This window comes from Pseudemcibacter aquimaris, from assembly GCF_028869115.1.
Taxonomy (GTDB): Bacteria; Pseudomonadota; Alphaproteobacteria; order Sphingomonadales; family Emcibacteraceae; genus Pseudemcibacter; species Pseudemcibacter aquimaris.
This window is the reverse complement of sequence record NZ_CP079800.1, coordinates 645,954-661,958: the sequence shown is the minus strand read 5'-3', so window position 1 is coordinate 661,958 and position 16,005 is coordinate 645,954. Positions and strand designations below refer to the sequence as shown.

The following is a 16,005-nucleotide window of genomic DNA, read 5'->3' as shown; positions in this document are numbered from 1 at the left end:
TATTCTCCTTAGAATACTGTACAGATGACTTCGCCACCAACGTTTTCAGCGCGAGCTTCAGCGTCGGAAAGTACACCTTTAGGGGTTGATACAATAGAGATACCAAGACCGTTACGCACACGTGGCAGATCGCCAACAGATGAGTAAACACGACGACCAGGCTTAGATACGCGTTTAATTTCGCGGATCACTGGATCACTTTCATGATATTTCAGTTCAATACTTAATTCAGGCTTGCCAGCATTTTCTTCGTTTCTGACATAACCACGAATGTAACCTTCACGCTCAAGTACGTCTAGCACGCGCTGACGCATCTTTGATGCAGGTGAAGAAACAGCTTTTTTGTTAGCACGTTGTCCGTTACGGATACGTGTAATCATATCTGCTAGAGGATCACTCATAGACATTAATCAGTCCTCCTACCAGCTCGACTTCACAACGCCAGGAAGATAGCCGTGTGAGGCTAAATGACGTAGTGATACACGAGACATTTTAAATTTACGGTGATAACCGCGTGGGCGACCATTAACCTGACAACGGTTACGAAGACGAACTTTCGCACCATTGCGAGGTAATGCAGCAAGCTTTAAACGAGCTTCGAACTGTTCATCAAATGAAAGGTTCGGATCTTTTGCTGCTGCTTTAAGTGCTTCACGTTTCGCTGCATATTTTGCAACAAGACGTTCACGCTTTAGGTTTTTATTAACTGCACTTACTTTAGCCATTATTTATCTCCCGCTTTTGACGCGAAAGGCATTTGGAAGCCAGTAAGCAGAGCATGAGCTTCTTTATCAGTTTTCGCTGTTGTACAAATAATGATGTCCATACCACGAATATCATCTACGTCATCATAGTTGATTTCTGTGAACACCAATTGTTCTTTAAGACCAAGAGCATAGTTACCACGGCCATCAAAGCTTTTGTCGTTAACGCCACGGAAGTCACGTACACGTGGAAGAGCAATCTGAATCAGACGGTCAAGAAATTCATACATTCTTGCGCCGCGCAGAGTTACTTTACAACCAAGTGGCATATTTTCACGAACTTTAAATCCAGCGATGGATTTTTTAGCACGTGTAGTTACAGGTGCCTGACCAGCGATAAGTGTCATTTCGGCTAGAGCCTTTTTCACTTTCTTTGTGTCATTCACTGCTTGTCCAACACCCATGTTAAGAACGATTTTCTCAAGCTTTGGGATTTCCATTACATTTGAATATGAAAATTCTTTTTGTAGGCTATCGCGTACTTCTTTTTCATAAACAGTTTTTAGACGAGGAACATAAGACATTAGATGGCCTCTCCTGATGCTTTAGCGATACGTGTTTTTGTACCGTCTTTTTCAATTTTATAACCAACTTTTGTGGCTTTTCCTGATTTAGGATCTTTAAGAGCCAAGTTAGAAATATGAATTGAAGCTTCTTTATTGATGATACCGGCTTCTTGCGTCTGTGTTTGACGTTGGTGACGTTTCACCATATTGATGCCTTGTACAATCGCGCGACCTTCAGAAGGCAGTACTTTGGTGACTTCACCAGATTTGCCTTTGTCCTTGCCGGTAAGAACGATGACTTCATCGCCTTTACGGATTTTACATTTTACGTTAGCCATTAGAGCACCTCCGGAGCCAGCGAAATAATTTTCATATGGTTAGCTGCACGTAGCTCGCGTACCACTGGACCAAAGATACGTGTACCAATTGGCTCGTTTTGTTTGTTGATCAAAACAGCTGCATTGGAATCGAAACGGATTGTTGTTCCGTCTACACGTTGAACATCTTTTTTAGTGCGTACGATAACGGCACGATGCACCTCTCCCTTTTTGACACGTCCGCGTGGAATTGCTTCCTTAACGCTTACGACTATAATGTCACCAACGCCGGCGGTCATTCTTTTTGAACCGCCAAGTACCTTGATGCATTGCACACGGCGCGCACCAGAGTTGTCGGCGACGTCAAGGTTGGTTTGCATTTGAATCATAAGTTTTTCCTACTTACTTAAATTAATATCTCAGACTCTTTTATTACTTAGAGTCTTCGATAACTTTCCATGATTTATTCTTTGAGATTGGACGGCATTCTTCGATGCGAACAACATCGCCAACCTTATATTGATTGTTTTCGTCATGTGCACGATATTTCTTCGAGCGACGAACCACTTTTTTCACCATCGGGTGCATAAAACGACGCTCAACAAGAACTGTTACTGTCTTGTCATTTGCATCACTTACAACTGCACCTTGTAAAATACGTTTAGGCATATCAGTTTATCCCTTATTTGGCCGCTGCTTCAGCGTTCTTTGCATTCATAACTGTCTGGATGCGGGCAATTGACCTGCGAACCTGACGCACACGAGCCGTATTTTCAAGCTGGTTTGTTGCTTGCTGAAAACGCAGACCGAACTGCTCTTTTTTCAGATCCGCAAGTTCACCTTGTAGCTCTTCAATAGACTTATTTTGAAGTTCAGATGCTTTGCTCATCACGAACTCTCCTAATTATCACCGAGACGCGTTACAAAACGTGTCGCAATTGGTAGTTTAGCTGCGGCGCGCTCAAATGCTTCACGAGCAATATCAAGCGGAACCCCATCCATTTCAAACATAATACGGCCAGGCTTAACTTTGGCTGCCCAATATTCAACAGAACCTTTACCTTTACCCATACGAACCTCTGCAGGTTTCTTGGATACAGGCACGTCTGGGAATACACGGATCCAGATTTTACCTTGACGTTTAATATGACGAGTCATTGCACGACGCGCAGCTTCGATCTGACGCGCTGTGATTCTTTCCGGCTCAAGCGCCTTAAGACCACATGACCCAAAAGTCAGTGTTGTACCGCCTTTAGCAGCACCCTTGATGCGGCCTTTATGCGCGCGGCGGAATTTTGTTCTTTTTGGTTGTAACATATTCCTTATCCTGCATTACGGTTTCTGGAACCGCGACCTTGGCCGCCACCAGAAGATTTCTGTTGTTCATTGATGCGATTATCACGAGCCATTGGATCGTGTTCCATGATCTCACCCTTATAGATCCAAACTTTAATACCGATCACGCCGTAAGCTGTGTGTGCTTTACTTTCTGCATAATCGATGTCTGAACGAAGTGTGTGTAGTGGAACGCGGCCTTCACGGTACCATTCAGTACGCGCGATTTCAGCGCCGCCAAGACGACCGGCTGAGTTAATACGAATACCACCTGCGCCAAGACGCAGAGCGTTTTGCATTACGCGTTTCATCGCACGACGGAAAGCAACACGACGCTCAAGTTGCTGTGCTACGTTATCCGCAACAAGCTGTGCATCGATTTCAGGCTTTCTGATCTCAACGATATTAAGGCTAACATCACCAGCAGAAGGAGCCATGTTGGCAACTTTCTGACGTAGTTTTTCGATGTCTGCACCTTTTTTACCGATGATCACACCAGGACGTGCTGAGTAAATAGTTACACGCATTTTCTTAGAAGGACGCTCAATCACGATGCGGCTTACAGCAGCAGCTTTAAGTGTCTTCATAAGTTCATCACGGATCTTAAGATCTTCGTGAAGCATTGTGCCATAGCTATCGCCTTCAGCGTACCAACGGCTATCCCATGTGCGGTTGATTCCTAGACGGAACCCGATTGGATTAACTTTTTGACCCATTATTCGTCTCCCTCTTCAACTTCACGAACCACAATGCGCATATTGCTAAATGGTTTTAGAATTTTTGCGCCGCGGCCACGTGCACGAGCACGGAAACGTTTCATGACCATAGCTTTACCAACGCTTGCTTCTGCAACAACAAGGTTGTCAACATCAAGACCGTGGTTATTTTCTGCGTTTGCAATTGCACTCTCCAGAAGTTTCTTAACATCTGTTGAAATGCGTTTTTTGGAGAAAGTAAGATTGGCTAGAGCCTTTTCTACTTTCAAGCCGCGAATTAGACCTGCCACCAAATTAAGTTTTTGGGGGCTGATACGAACCATGCGTAATTCCGCTTTTGCTTCGTTGTCGGCCAAGCGACGTGGTGCTGATTTCTTACCCACTATCTCTTCCTCGCTTTTTTATCGGCACCGTGACCGTAATAAGTACGTGTCGGCGCGAATTCACCAAGTTTATGGCCAACCATCTCGTCTGTTACATAAACAGGGATGAATTTGTGACCATTGTGTACATTGAAAGTCTGACCGACGAATTGTGGTAGGATCGTAGAACGACGCGACCATGTTTTAATCGGCTCTGACTTGCCTGATTCAGCCAATACTATCGATTTCTTTAGTAAGTGGCCGTCAACAAAAGGACCTTTCCATACAGAACGTGACATCTTTTATTGCTCCTACTTCTTGCGTTCATGACGTGATCGTAAGATATAACGATCAGTCGACTTATTGCTACGTGTGCGCTTACCTTTGGTAGGCTTACCCCAAGGTGTCACCGGATGACGACCACCTGAAGTACGGCCCTCACCACCACCATGTGGATGGTCTACCGGGTTCATAGCAACACCACGAACGGATGGACGTTTACCGAGCCAACGGCTACGACCAGCTTTAGCAAGTTTTTGGTTTTGGTTATCAGGGTTTGATACGGCACCAATTGTTGCCATACAATCTGAACGAACGTAACGTTGCTCACCTGATGCCAAGCGAAGAAGCACATAGCCACGGTCACGACCGGTAACCTGTACATATCCACCAGCAGCACGAGCGATCTGACCGCCCTTACCAGGTTTCATTTCAACGTTGTGAACAATCGAACCAACAGGAACACTGTAAAGTGGCATTGCGTTACCAGGCTTAACGTCAACCTTTTCGCCTGCGATTACTTTGTCGCCTTCTGAAACACGTTGTGGAGCAAGGATATATGCCTTTTCACCATCTGTGTATTCAATAAGCGCGATAAAAGCAGAACGGTTTGGATCATATTCCAAACGAAGGATTGTTGCTTCCATATCCCATTTACGACGTTTAAAGTCGATAATACGATACGCACGTTTATGACCACCACCACGACGACGCGCTGTGATACGGCCAGTGTTATTACGTCCACCTTTGCTGTGCTTACCTTCGGTCAGAGCCTTAACCGGCTTACCTTTCCAAAGTTCACTACGGTCAACCGTTACAAGTGAACGCAAGCTAGGTGTAGTTGGATTATAAGTTTTTAAAGCCATCTTTCTACACCCCTGTTGTTACGTCAATGGAGTGGCCCTCAGCGAGCTTAACCATTGCTTTTTTAGTGTCATTACGGCGACCAAGGTGGCCTCTAAAGCGTTTCACTTTACCGTCTTGACGAAGTGTGTTTACCTTTTCAACTTCAACACTGAAAATCGCTTCAACAGCGGCTTTGATTTCAGGTTTCGTAGCTGTCATAGGTACATTAAAAGTAACCACGTTATTTTCTGAAAGCATAGTAGACTTTTCAGTAATCACCGGGTTTTTAATGATGTCATAGTGTTTGATATCGGTCATTTTAATCTCTCCATCAAACCTTCAACAGCGGCTTTAGTCAGTACTAGTTTCTCACGACGCAGAATGTCATAAACATTCGCACCTTGAGTTGGAAGTACGTCAACATTTGGAATGTTGCTTACAGCCAGCTTAAAGTTTTCATTTACTTCTGCACCATCAACGAAAAGTGCATTTTTAAGACCAAGCTTGTCTAATTTAGCAAGAAGATCTTTTGTTTTACCTGCTTTAAGATCAGCATTATCAACAACGATCAGGTTACCACCCGCTGCTTTTGTTGAAAGAGCTGTCTTTAGTCCAAGTGTACGGATTTTCTTAGGTAGGCTTGTCGCATGAGAGCGAACAACCGGACCAAAGGCACGAGCACCACCACGGAACTGGCTAACTTTACCAGAACCATGACGCGCAGTACCGCCACCTTTTTGGCGACCGATACGCTTTGTTGTACCTGTTACTTCACCGCGTGATTGAACTTTATGTGTGCCAGCGCGACGTTTTGCAAGCTGCCATACGACAACACGTTGCAAGATATCACCACGCTCTGGAAGACCGAATACACCGTCATCAAGATCGATGTCGCCAGCCTTTTTGGCGTCAAGTGTTACGACTTGTGCTTTCATCAATCTATTCCTCATTCTCTGTCGCTGCAGTTTCTTCTGCTGGAGCTTCTTCAGCCGGAGCTGCATCAGCTTCAGGAGCAGGTGCCGCTTTTACTGCACCAGGATATGGTGCGTCAGCGTGACGTGCTTTTTTAACTGCATCATTAACTAGAACCCAACCGTTTTTCGCGCCTGGTACTGCACCTTTTACAAGGATTAGACCTTCGTCCGCATCAGTTGAGACGATCTCTAGGTTTTGTTCAGTAATACGGGCATCACCATAGTGACCAGCCATTTTCTTACCTTTGAAAACCTTACCAGGATCCTGACATTGACCTGTCGAACCATGAGATCTGTGAGAGATAGAAACACCGTGAGTAGCGCGAAGACCGCCGAAGTTCCAGCGTTTCATCGCACCTGCGAAACCTTTACCTTTCGATGTTGCAGTAACGTCAACTTTTTGACCAGCAACAAAATGTTCTGCTGAAAGCTCAGCACCAACATCGATAAAAGCATCATCCGCTACACGGAATTCAGCAAGTTTTGATTTAGGCTCTACCTGTGCTTTCGCAAAGTGACCACGCATTGGTTGCGAAGTACGCTTTACTTTTGCAGCACCGGCACCTAGTTGAAGGGCATTGTAACCGTCTTTTTCAGATGTTTTATGTGCAACAACTTGTGCACCATCAACATGAAGAACTGTTACAGGAACGTGTTTGCCGCCTTCAGCAAAAACACGTGTCATACCAACCTTCTTTGCAATAAGTCCTGAACGCATATCCATTACCCCTGCAGTTTGATTTCAACTTCAACACCAGCAGCAAGATCAAGCTTCATAAGAGCGTCTACTGTTTGTGGTGTTGGCTCAACAATGTCAAGAAGACGCTTGTGAGTACGTGTTTCGAATTGTTCACGAGATTTCTTGTTCACGTGCGGGCCTTTAAGGACCGTGAACTTCTCGATTCGCGTAGGCATAGGGATAGGGCCGCGAACGCTAGCGCCTGTTCTCTTTGCTGTATTTGCAATTTCACCAGCAGCTTGATCAAGGATGCGATGATCAAATGCCTTAAGGCGAATGCGAATGTTTTGTGATTCCAACATAAAAAATTACGCAGACCTTACGGTCTGCGCTCCTAAATGACTAATTATTCAATAATTTTGGCAACAACGCCGGCGCCCACTGTACGACCGCCTTCACGGATCGCAAAGCGTAGACCTTCGTCCATCGCAATCGGGTTGATTAGCTCAACGTTTACAGAAACGTTATCGCCAGGCATTACCATTTCAACACCGTCTTCAAGTGTAACAACACCAGTCACGTCAGTTGTACGGAAGTAGAACTGTGGACGGTAGTTTGTGAAGAATGGTGTGTGACGACCACCTTCATCCTTAGTAAGGATGTAAGCTTCGCCTTTGAATTTTGTGTGAGGTGTGATTGTACCAACGTGTGCAAGAACCTGACCACGCTCAACTTCTTCACGACCAACACCACGGATAAGCGCACCAATGTTATCACCAGCTTCACCTGTATCAAGAAGCTTACGGAACATTTCAACACCAGTAACCGTAGTTTTTTGTGTTTCTTTAATACCAACGATTTCAACTTCGTCACCAACTGTTACGATACCGCGCTCAACACGACCAGTAACAACTGTACCACGACCAGAAATTGAGAATACGTCTTCGATTGGCATTAGGAATGCGCCATCAATAGCACGCTCTGGCTGTGGGATATACTCATCAACAGCTTCCATCAGCTTAAGAATTGATTCTTTACCAATGTTGTCGTCACGGCTTTCCATAGCAGCAAGTGCAGAACCCGCAACGATTGGAATATCATCACCAGGGAATTCATACTCGCTTAGTAGCTCACGGATTTCCATTTCAACAAGCTCTAGAAGTTCTTCGTCATCAACTTGGTCAACTTTGTTTAGGTAAACAACAAGCGCCGGAACACCAACCTGACGTGCAAGCAGGATATGCTCACGTGTTTGTGGCATTGGTCCGTCCGCTGCGTTAACAACAAGGATAGCACCGTCCATCTGAGCAGCACCAGTGATCATGTTCTTAACATAGTCAGCGTGTCCTGGGCAGTCTACGTGTGCATAGTGACGGTTGTCTGTTTCGTACTCAACGTGTGCTGTGGAAATTGTAATACCACGCTCACGCTCTTCAGGAGCCTTATCGATGTTTGCAAAGTCAACTGCTTCACTGTCACCAACTTCTGATAGTACTTTTGTAATCGCCGCAGTAAGAGTTGTCTTACCGTGGTCAACGTGGCCGATTGTACCTACGTTACAATGCGGCTTATTGCGTTCAAATTTTTCTTTAGCCATTTTTCTCTACCTTAATTCACTTATATTCAAGCGCCCTGTATTTTCCTCACAGGAAGAGCTAGTTAATAATTAATTTACTTAAAGCTTAAGCAAACTTCTCTTTTACCTCTTCGGCTACTGCCTGAGGTACTTCTGCATAGTGATCGAACTGCATTGAGTATGTAGCACGACCCTTTGTAAATGAGCGCAGCTGGTTAACGTAACCAAACATGTTGGCTAGCGGCACCATTGCACTTACAACTGTATTTGGACCACGTGTTTCAGAACCTGAAACCTGTCCACGACGTGATGAAATATCACCAATTACGTCACCCATGTGCTCTTCTGGTGTCACAACCTCAACAGCCATCATTGGCTCAAGAAGCTTGATACCCGCTTGAGAAGCAGCCTCACGCATAGCGCCACGACCTGCGATCTCAAACGCAAGAACACTACTATCCACATCATGGTAAGCACCATCGACAAGCGTTACTGAGAAGTCAATGATTGGGAAACCAATCAGCGCACCACTCTCAGCGATATCGTTGATACCTTTTTCAACACCAGGGATATATTCTTTAGGAATGTTACCACCCTTAATTTCGTCGATAAACTGGATACCAGTTCCACGCTCACCAGGTGTAACAGTCATTTTAACGCGACCGAATTGACCAGAACCACCAGATTGCTTCTTATGTGTGTAGTCAACTTCAACAGCGCGAGCGATACTTTCACGGTATGCCACTTGTGGCGCACCAACGTTCGCTTCAACTTTAAATTCACGCTTCATACGATCAACAAGAATATCAAGGTGAAGTTCACCCATACCTGAAATAATTGTTTGACCACTTTCTTCGTCTGATTTCACGCGGAAAGACGGATCTTCCTGTGAAAGACGGTTAAGAGCGATACCCATTTTCTCTTGGTCAGCTTTTGTTTTTGGCTCAACCGCAACAGAGATAACAGGATCAGGGAATTCCATACGCTCTAGAATGATCTGATCATTATTGGCACATAGCGTGTCACCAGTCGTCGTCTCTTTAAGACCACAAAGAGCAATAATGTCACCTGCGCGTGCTTCTTTAATATCTTCACGATCGTTTGAGTGCATTTGAAGCATACGACCGATCTTCTCTTTTCTACCCTTAACTGAGTTGATCACAGTTGTACCTGCCTCAACAACACCAGAGTAAACACGAGCGAATGTTAGGGAACCAACGAACGGGTCGTTCATCACTTTAAACGCAAGCGCTGAGAAAGGCTCATCATCAGAAGCAGCACGTGACATAGGAGTATCACCACCAACCTCAACACCTTGAACATCTTCAATGTCAAGCGGTGACGGCATAAAGTCAACAACCGCATCAAGAAGTGTTTGAACACCTTTGTTCTTAAATGCTGTACCAGTTAGAACAGGAACGAAATCACCAGCGATTGTACCCTTACGGATAAGACGCTTGATTGTATCAACGTCAGGTTCGTTACCTTCTAGGTAAGCTTCCATTACGTCTTCGTCTTGCTCAACAACCATATCAAGAAGGTTTTCACGGTATTCAGCAACCTGATCAACCATATCAGCAGGAACATCGATTTCAGTATAGTTCGCGCCCATACCTTCATCTTCCCAGATGATACCAACGTTTTTCACAACGTCTACGTGACCTTTATATTCTGCTTCAGCACCGATTGGCATTTGAATCACAAGAGCGTTTGAACCCAAACGCTCTTTGATCATATCAACACAACGATAGAAGTTCGCACCCATACGGTCCATCTTGTTAACGAAACACATACGAGGAACGTCATACTTGTCAGCTTGGCGCCATACTGTTTCAGATTGCGGCTCAACACCAGCAACAGAATCAAAAACCGCCACAGCACCGTCAAGTACTCGTAGCGAACGCTCTACCTCAATCGTGAAATCCACGTGACCAGGTGTATCAATAATGTTAATGCGTTTTTCTTTCCAGAAACATGTTGTCGCAGCAGACGTAATTGTAATACCGCGCTCTTGCTCTTGCTCCATCCAGTCCATAGTGGCAGCACCGTCGTGCACTTCACCAATCTTATGGCTCATACCTGTATAGAAAAGAATACGTTCTGTTGTTGTTGTTTTACCAGCATCAATATGGGCCATAATCCCGATATTGCGGTAATCTTGAAGTGGAGTAGTACGTGCCATCTTATTAAACCTTTACCAGTTCTACCAACGATAATGCGAGAATGCTTTGTTAGCTTCCGCCATTTTATGAGTGTCTTCGCGCTTCTTAACCGCACCACCACGATTATTAACAGCATCAAGGAATTCACCTGCAAGACGTTCTGTCATTGTGTTTTCGTTACGACCACGTGAAACACCGATGAGCCAACGAATAGCAAGTGCCTGTGCGCGGCCCGCGCGAACCTCTACAGGAACCTGATACGTAGCACCACCAACACGGCGGGAACGAACCTCAACAGCAGGACGTACATTTTCAAGCGCATTATGGAATTGCTCCACAGGATCCTGACCTGTTTTTTCTTTAATAATGTCCAGAGCACCATAAACAATGCGCTCAGCGACAGATTTCTTACCATCAATCATTAGATTGTTGATGAATTTAGCAAGCACAACATCACCGAATTTTGGTTCTGGAAGCACTTTTCTTTTTTCAGCTGCGTGACGACGCGACATATCTTAAATCCTTAAAGCTGTGGTCCTTACTTAGGACGTTTAGCACCATATTTAGATCGACCTTGACGACGATCAGCGATTCCTTGTGTATCCAACACACCACGAAGAACGTGATAGCGAACACCCGGCAAGTCTTTCACACGACCACCACGGATAAGCACAACACTATGCTCCTGAAGGTTATGACCCTCACCCGGAATGTAGCTTGTTACTTCAAAGCCGTTCGTCAGGCGCACACGGGCCACTTTACGAAGAGCTGAGTTAGGTTTCTTAGGTGTCGTTGTATATACACGGGTACAAACACCACGCTTTTGCGGGCAGCCTTTAAGTGCAGGCACCTTATTAGAGGCAACTGGCTTCTTGCGCGGTTTACGTACCAACTGGTTGATCGTCGGCATTTTGATTCCTTAATCGTTTTTTCATTTCCATAGCAAAAAAGACAGCCTGTTTCCAAAAATAGAAAAAAGAGCGACTTACGTCACCCCGGCCACCTTAATTACTTAAGTTTTAATTTCCTGTTTCTTCAGAGTGCTGCGTTTAGATCGAACCTGAACTACCACCAGCACCTCTAAGAAGTGAGCGCAACCTACATTCACAGTCCCTTACAGTCAAGGAAAATTTGATTGGTAAGTTATTTTTATGAAAAAGGCCGAAGAATCTAGTGTTTTAGATGCTCCGGCCTTTAATTTATTTGGTTATTTCGACTATTTAAAGCCGAAATTTACGTAATCAGCTATTCTTATGCTTCCGATTCATTGGAATCAGCAGTTTCACCTAGCGATTCTGCAATCGGATCAACATTCTGTGCTTCCGCAGAGGCTTGTTGTTCAATTTCTGTCTGCGCGTCACGCTCTTGTGCAAGACGACGGTAAGATTTCATCATTGAACCAGTACCAGCTGGGATCAAGCGACCAACAATCACGTTTTCTTTAAGACCGATCAGTTTATCTGATTTACCAGACACCGCTGCTTCGGTTAGAACGCGTGTTGTTTCCTGGAAGGATGCCGCAGAAATAAATGAACGTGTTTGTAGCGACGCTTTGGTAATACCAAGAAGGATTGCTTCACCTTTTGCAGGTTCGCGACCTTCTGCGATTGCTTTTTCATTTATTTCGTCGAACTCTTCACGGTCAACTTGTTCACCGATTAGGAATGTTGTTTCACCGGACTTGGTGATTTCAACTTTCTTAAGCATTTGACGAACGATCACTTCGATGTGCTTATCGTTGATACCCACACCCTGCAGGCGATAAACATCCTGAACTTCGTTCACAAGATATTCGGCTAGTGCCTCAATACCCAGTGATTTCAGAATATCATGCGGCGCAGGGTTACCGTCGATCAGATACTCACCACGGCGGATGAAGTCACCTTCCTGAACGGAGATATGCTTACCTTTAGGGATCAGATATTCAACAACATCATCTGTATCGTTGCGTGGATTGATACTGATGCGGCGCTTATTTTTATAGTCACGACCAAATTCAACATAACCGTCAACTTCAGCGATAATCGCGTGATCTTTCGGACGACGTGCTTCGAATAGTTCAGCAACGCGTGGCAGACCACCGGTAATATCTTTCGTTTTTGACGCTTCACGTGGGATACGCGCGATCACATCACCCGCATGCACCTCGTCACCATCATTCACAGAAAGAATAGCACCTACTGACATAAAATATCTTGCTTCTGTACCATTAGCCAGTGCAACAACCTTGTCTTTGTCATCACGAAGTGTAATACGCGGACGAAGATCAGCACCTTTTGGATGCGAACGCCAGTCAACAACAACACGGCTTGAGATACCAGTTGCTTCGTCAACATTTTCACTAACAGCAACACCGTCAGCAAGGTCCACGAATTTAACTGTACCACCGGATTCTGTGATGATCGGAAGTGTGTATGGGTCCCATTCACAAAGCTTTTCGCCATGCTCGACCTTTTCACCTTCGTCTTTAAGAAGATGTGAACCGAACTGTACTTTATACGTTACGCGCTCACGGCCTTCTTCATCAACAAGAACGATTTCCATGTTACGAGAAAGAACAACCATGCGGCCTTTACTATCCTTAACAACTTTCTTGTTGTTAATTTTAACAATACCGTCATGTGATGCTTCAATCGCTGACTGCTGTGACACAGATGACGCCGTACCACCAATATGGAACGTACGCATTGTAAGCTGTGTACCCGGCTCACCAATTGATTGCGCCGCGATAACACCAACTGCTTCACCCATATTCACGACTGTACCGCGTGCAAGGTCACGACCGTAACATTTCACACAGCAACCGTTTTTGGTTTCACATGTTAGTGCTGAACGAACTTTCACCGTTGAAACAGCAGCTTTTTCAATTTCTTCCGCTTTTACTTCATCAAGGTAAGTACCAGCTTCATAAATTACATCACCTGAAACAGGATCATTCACATCAACTGCCAGACAGCGACCAACAATACGGTCACTTAGGTTAACGATCACGTCACCGCCATCAGAAACTTCTGCAATTTCAATACCCATTTCTGTACCGCAATCTTCTTCGGTTACAACACAATCCTGTGATACATCCACAAGACGACGTGTCAGATAACCAGAGTTCGCAGTTTTAAGCGCGGTATCCGCAAGACCCTTACGGGCACCGTGGGTAGAGTTAAAGTATTCAAGAACGCTTAGGCCTTCTTTAAAGTTTGAAATAATCGGTGTTTCAATAATTTCACCAGAAGGTTTCGCCATCAAACCACGCATACCAGCAAGCTGTTTCATCTGCGCAGCAGAACCACGAGCACCGGAATCCGCCATCATAAAGATGGAGTTTGTTGGAAGTGAACGACCATTTTCGTCAACTTCTTCTTTGGAAATTTCAGCCATCATTTCGTCGGCAACACGGTCAGTACATTGTGACCATGCGTCAACAACTTTGTTGTATTTCTCACCTTGCGTGATAAGACCTTGCTGATATTGCTCTTCAAATTCTTTAACGGAATTTGTTGTCTCATCAATAATCGGTGCCTTCGTATCAGGAATGATCATGTCATCCTTACCGAAAGAAATACCCGCTTTACACGCTTCACGGAAACCAAGACGCATAACACCGTCCGCAAATAGTACTGTACGCTTCTGACCCGCATGACGATAAACAACATCAATCACTTCGGAAATTTCACGTTTACCAATACGGCGATTAATCAGTTCCTCAAATGAAATCTGTGGGTGATGCGGCAAGTTTTTCGCGAGCATCGCACGACCAGGTGTTGTTTCAACAACTTTCTTGATCGGGTTGCCTTCATCATCAACACTGTCAATACGACATTTGATTGATGAATGTAGCGTAATAGCTTTCGCATTAAGTGCCAGATCAACTTCATCCAGATCACCAAAGACCATGCCTTCACCAGGCTCGCCTTGCTTCGCAGTCGTCATATAATAAAGACCAAGAATAATATCCTGTGACGGAACAATAATCGGCTTACCGTTTGACGGGCTAAGGATGTTGTTTGTTGACATCATCAGAACACGTGCTTCAAGCTGTGCTTCAAGGCTAAGCGGTACGTGAACCGCCATTTGGTCACCATCAAAGTCAGCGTTAAAGGCCGCACACACAAGTGGGTGAAGCTGAATTGCCTTACCTTCGATTAGTACCGGCTCAAACGCTTGGATGCCTAGTCTATGAAGTGTAGGGGCGCGGTTTAAGAAAACCGGATGTTCACGAATAACAACATCAAGTACGTCCCATACTTCGCGACGTTCTTTTTCAACAAGCTTTTTTGCCTGTTTAATTGTTGTTGCGATACCAAGCTTATCAAGGCGTGCATAAATGAAAGGTTTGAATAGCTCTAGCGCCATTTTCTTCGGCAGACCACACTGATGAAGCAGTAGATCAGGACCAACCACAATTACAGAACGGCCAGAATAGTCAACACGCTTACCAAGAAGGTTTTGACGGAAACGACCTTGCTTACCTTTTAGCATATCTGAAAGTGATTTAAGAGGACGCTTGTTCGCACCTGTAATCACACGACCACGACGACCGTTATCAAATAGCGCATCAACAGATTCTTGCAGCATGCGTTTTTCGTTACGAACGATAATGTCCGGTGCACGAAGTTCCATCAGACGCTTTAGACGGTTGTTACGGTTGATCACACGACGGTAAAGATCGTTAAGATCAGATGTTGCGAAACGACCACCATCAAGCGGAACAAGTGGACGAAGCTCTGGTGGAATTACCGGAAGAACTTCAAGAATCATCCACTCTGGACGGTTTTCAGATTCAATGAAACCTTCGATAATTTTCAGACGCTTAACAATCTTCTTCGGCTTAAGTTCAGATTTTGTTTCTGCTAGCTCACGAAGAAGGTCTTCTTTTTCCTGCTCAAGATCGATATTTTCTAGAAGGACTTTAATCGCTTCCGCACCAATCCCTGCTGAGAAACTATCTTCGCCGTATTCTTCCTGTGCACGAATATATTCGTCTTCAGTCAGAAGCTGTTTCATCTTAAGGTTCGTAAGACCTGGTTCTGTTACGATGTGCTGTTCGAAATAAAGCACACGCTCAAGATCCTTCAATGTCATATCAAGCATAAGACCAATACGACTTGGAAGTGATTTTAGGAACCAGATATGCGCCACAGGAGCAGCAAGCTCGATATGGCCCATACGGTCACGACGTACTTTGCTTAATGTAACCTCAACACCACATTTTTCACATGTGATGCCGCGGTATTTCATGCGCTTATATTTACCACAAAGACATTCGTAGTCTTTAGTCGGTCCAAAAATACGCGCACAGAAAAGCCCGTCTCTTTCCGGTTTGAAAGTACGATAGTTAATTGTTTCCGGTTTTTTGATCTCACCAAAAGACCATGAACGGATTTGCTCAGTGCTTGCAATCAGAATTTTGATATTATCAAATGTTTCTGGTTTTGCGTTTGCATTAAAGAAGTTTACGATTTCCTGGCCCATAGCCAATTCTCCTTATC

21 protein-coding genes are annotated in these 16,005 nt (G+C 44.7%); all 21 read right to left on the bottom strand.

From position 1 onward, the window contains the following. Positions 1-8: 8 nt before the first annotated feature. Entirely contained in the window at positions 9-407 is a 399-nt protein-coding gene (gene rpsH / locus KW060_RS03180) for a 30S ribosomal protein S8 (RefSeq protein WP_249034924.1), read from the bottom strand. Between the two features lie 12 nt (positions 408-419). Next, positions 420-725 carry a 30S ribosomal protein S14 gene (rpsN, locus tag KW060_RS03175; protein ID WP_249034923.1) on the bottom strand — a complete coding sequence of 102 codons (306 nt, stop codon included), beginning with the start codon at positions 723-725 and terminating at the stop codon, positions 420-422. Continuing rightward, entirely contained in the window at positions 725-1,288 is a 564-nt protein-coding gene (gene rplE / locus KW060_RS03170; protein WP_249034922.1) for a 50S ribosomal protein L5, read from the bottom strand. Before rplE ends, rpsN begins: the two co-directional genes overlap by 1 nt. Beyond that, complete coding sequence (rplX, locus tag KW060_RS03165; RefSeq protein ID WP_249034921.1) at positions 1,288-1,608, bottom strand: 50S ribosomal protein L24; 321 nt, start codon at positions 1,606-1,608, stop codon at positions 1,288-1,290. Before rplX ends, rplE begins: the two co-directional genes overlap by 1 nt. Continuing rightward, positions 1,608-1,976, bottom strand: coding sequence for a 50S ribosomal protein L14 (rplN, locus tag KW060_RS03160; RefSeq protein ID WP_249034920.1), 369 nt, complete (start codon positions 1,974-1,976; stop codon positions 1,608-1,610). The genes rplX and rplN overlap by 1 nt, the downstream gene beginning before the upstream one ends. A gap of 43 nt (positions 1,977-2,019) precedes the next feature. Next, complete coding sequence (gene rpsQ, locus KW060_RS03155) at positions 2,020-2,256, bottom strand: 30S ribosomal protein S17 (RefSeq protein WP_249034919.1); 237 nt, start codon at positions 2,254-2,256, stop codon at positions 2,020-2,022. A gap of 13 nt (positions 2,257-2,269) precedes the next feature. Next, positions 2,270-2,476: a 50S ribosomal protein L29 gene (gene rpmC, locus KW060_RS03150; protein ID WP_249034918.1), complete on the bottom strand. Its 207-nt coding sequence runs from the start codon at positions 2,474-2,476 to the stop codon at positions 2,270-2,272. 11 nt (positions 2,477-2,487) lie between these two features. Beyond that, positions 2,488-2,904: a 50S ribosomal protein L16 gene (gene rplP, locus KW060_RS03145; protein WP_249034917.1), complete on the bottom strand. Its 417-nt coding sequence runs from the start codon at positions 2,902-2,904 to the stop codon at positions 2,488-2,490. 5 nt (positions 2,905-2,909) lie between these two features. Continuing rightward, complete coding sequence (gene rpsC / locus KW060_RS03140) at positions 2,910-3,638, bottom strand: 30S ribosomal protein S3 (protein ID WP_249034916.1); 729 nt, start codon at positions 3,636-3,638, stop codon at positions 2,910-2,912. Further along, entirely contained in the window at positions 3,638-4,021 is a 384-nt protein-coding gene (rplV, locus tag KW060_RS03135; RefSeq protein ID WP_274757316.1) for a 50S ribosomal protein L22, read from the bottom strand. The genes rpsC and rplV overlap by 1 nt, the downstream gene beginning before the upstream one ends. Beyond that, positions 4,021-4,299, bottom strand: coding sequence for a 30S ribosomal protein S19 (rpsS, locus tag KW060_RS03130; RefSeq protein WP_249034915.1), 279 nt, complete (start codon positions 4,297-4,299; stop codon positions 4,021-4,023). The genes rplV and rpsS overlap by 1 nt, the downstream gene beginning before the upstream one ends. Positions 4,300-4,311: 12 nt before the next feature. Next, positions 4,312-5,145 (bottom strand): 50S ribosomal protein L2, encoded by an 834-nt coding sequence (rplB, locus tag KW060_RS03125; protein WP_249034914.1) that lies wholly within the window; start codon positions 5,143-5,145, stop codon positions 4,312-4,314. A 4-nt stretch (positions 5,146-5,149) separates the two neighbouring features. Next, on the bottom strand, positions 5,150-5,443 hold the full coding sequence (locus KW060_RS03120) for a 50S ribosomal protein L23 (protein ID WP_249034913.1): 294 nt from the start codon (positions 5,441-5,443) through the stop codon (positions 5,150-5,152). After that, positions 5,440-6,060, bottom strand: a complete 621-nt coding sequence (gene rplD / locus KW060_RS03115; RefSeq protein ID WP_249034912.1) for a 50S ribosomal protein L4 — start codon at positions 6,058-6,060, stop codon at positions 5,440-5,442. The genes KW060_RS03120 and rplD overlap by 4 nt, the downstream gene beginning before the upstream one ends. Positions 6,061-6,064: 4 nt before the next feature. Continuing rightward, positions 6,065-6,817 (bottom strand): 50S ribosomal protein L3, encoded by a 753-nt coding sequence (gene rplC, locus KW060_RS03110; RefSeq protein ID WP_274757315.1) that lies wholly within the window; start codon positions 6,815-6,817, stop codon positions 6,065-6,067. 5 nt (positions 6,818-6,822) lie between these two features. After that, positions 6,823-7,140: a 30S ribosomal protein S10 gene (gene rpsJ, locus KW060_RS03105; RefSeq protein ID WP_420833147.1), complete on the bottom strand. Its 318-nt coding sequence runs from the start codon at positions 7,138-7,140 to the stop codon at positions 6,823-6,825. A 44-nt stretch (positions 7,141-7,184) separates the two neighbouring features. After that, positions 7,185-8,375 carry an elongation factor Tu gene (gene tuf / locus KW060_RS03100; RefSeq protein ID WP_249037192.1) on the bottom strand — a complete coding sequence of 397 codons (1,191 nt, stop codon included), beginning with the start codon at positions 8,373-8,375 and terminating at the stop codon, positions 7,185-7,187. Positions 8,376-8,460: 85 nt separating this feature from the next. After that, positions 8,461-10,536, bottom strand: coding sequence for an elongation factor G (gene fusA / locus KW060_RS03095; protein ID WP_249037150.1), 2,076 nt, complete (start codon positions 10,534-10,536; stop codon positions 8,461-8,463). A gap of 21 nt (positions 10,537-10,557) precedes the next feature. Further along, complete coding sequence (rpsG, locus tag KW060_RS03090; protein ID WP_249037149.1) at positions 10,558-11,028, bottom strand: 30S ribosomal protein S7; 471 nt, start codon at positions 11,026-11,028, stop codon at positions 10,558-10,560. A 26-nt stretch (positions 11,029-11,054) separates the two neighbouring features. Then, entirely contained in the window at positions 11,055-11,426 is a 372-nt protein-coding gene (gene rpsL / locus KW060_RS03085; protein WP_249037148.1) for a 30S ribosomal protein S12, read from the bottom strand. A 341-nt stretch (positions 11,427-11,767) separates the two neighbouring features. Then, positions 11,768-15,988: a DNA-directed RNA polymerase subunit beta' gene (rpoC, locus tag KW060_RS03080; protein ID WP_249037147.1), complete on the bottom strand. Its 4,221-nt coding sequence runs from the start codon at positions 15,986-15,988 to the stop codon at positions 11,768-11,770. Between the last annotated feature and the right edge of the window lie 17 nt (positions 15,989-16,005).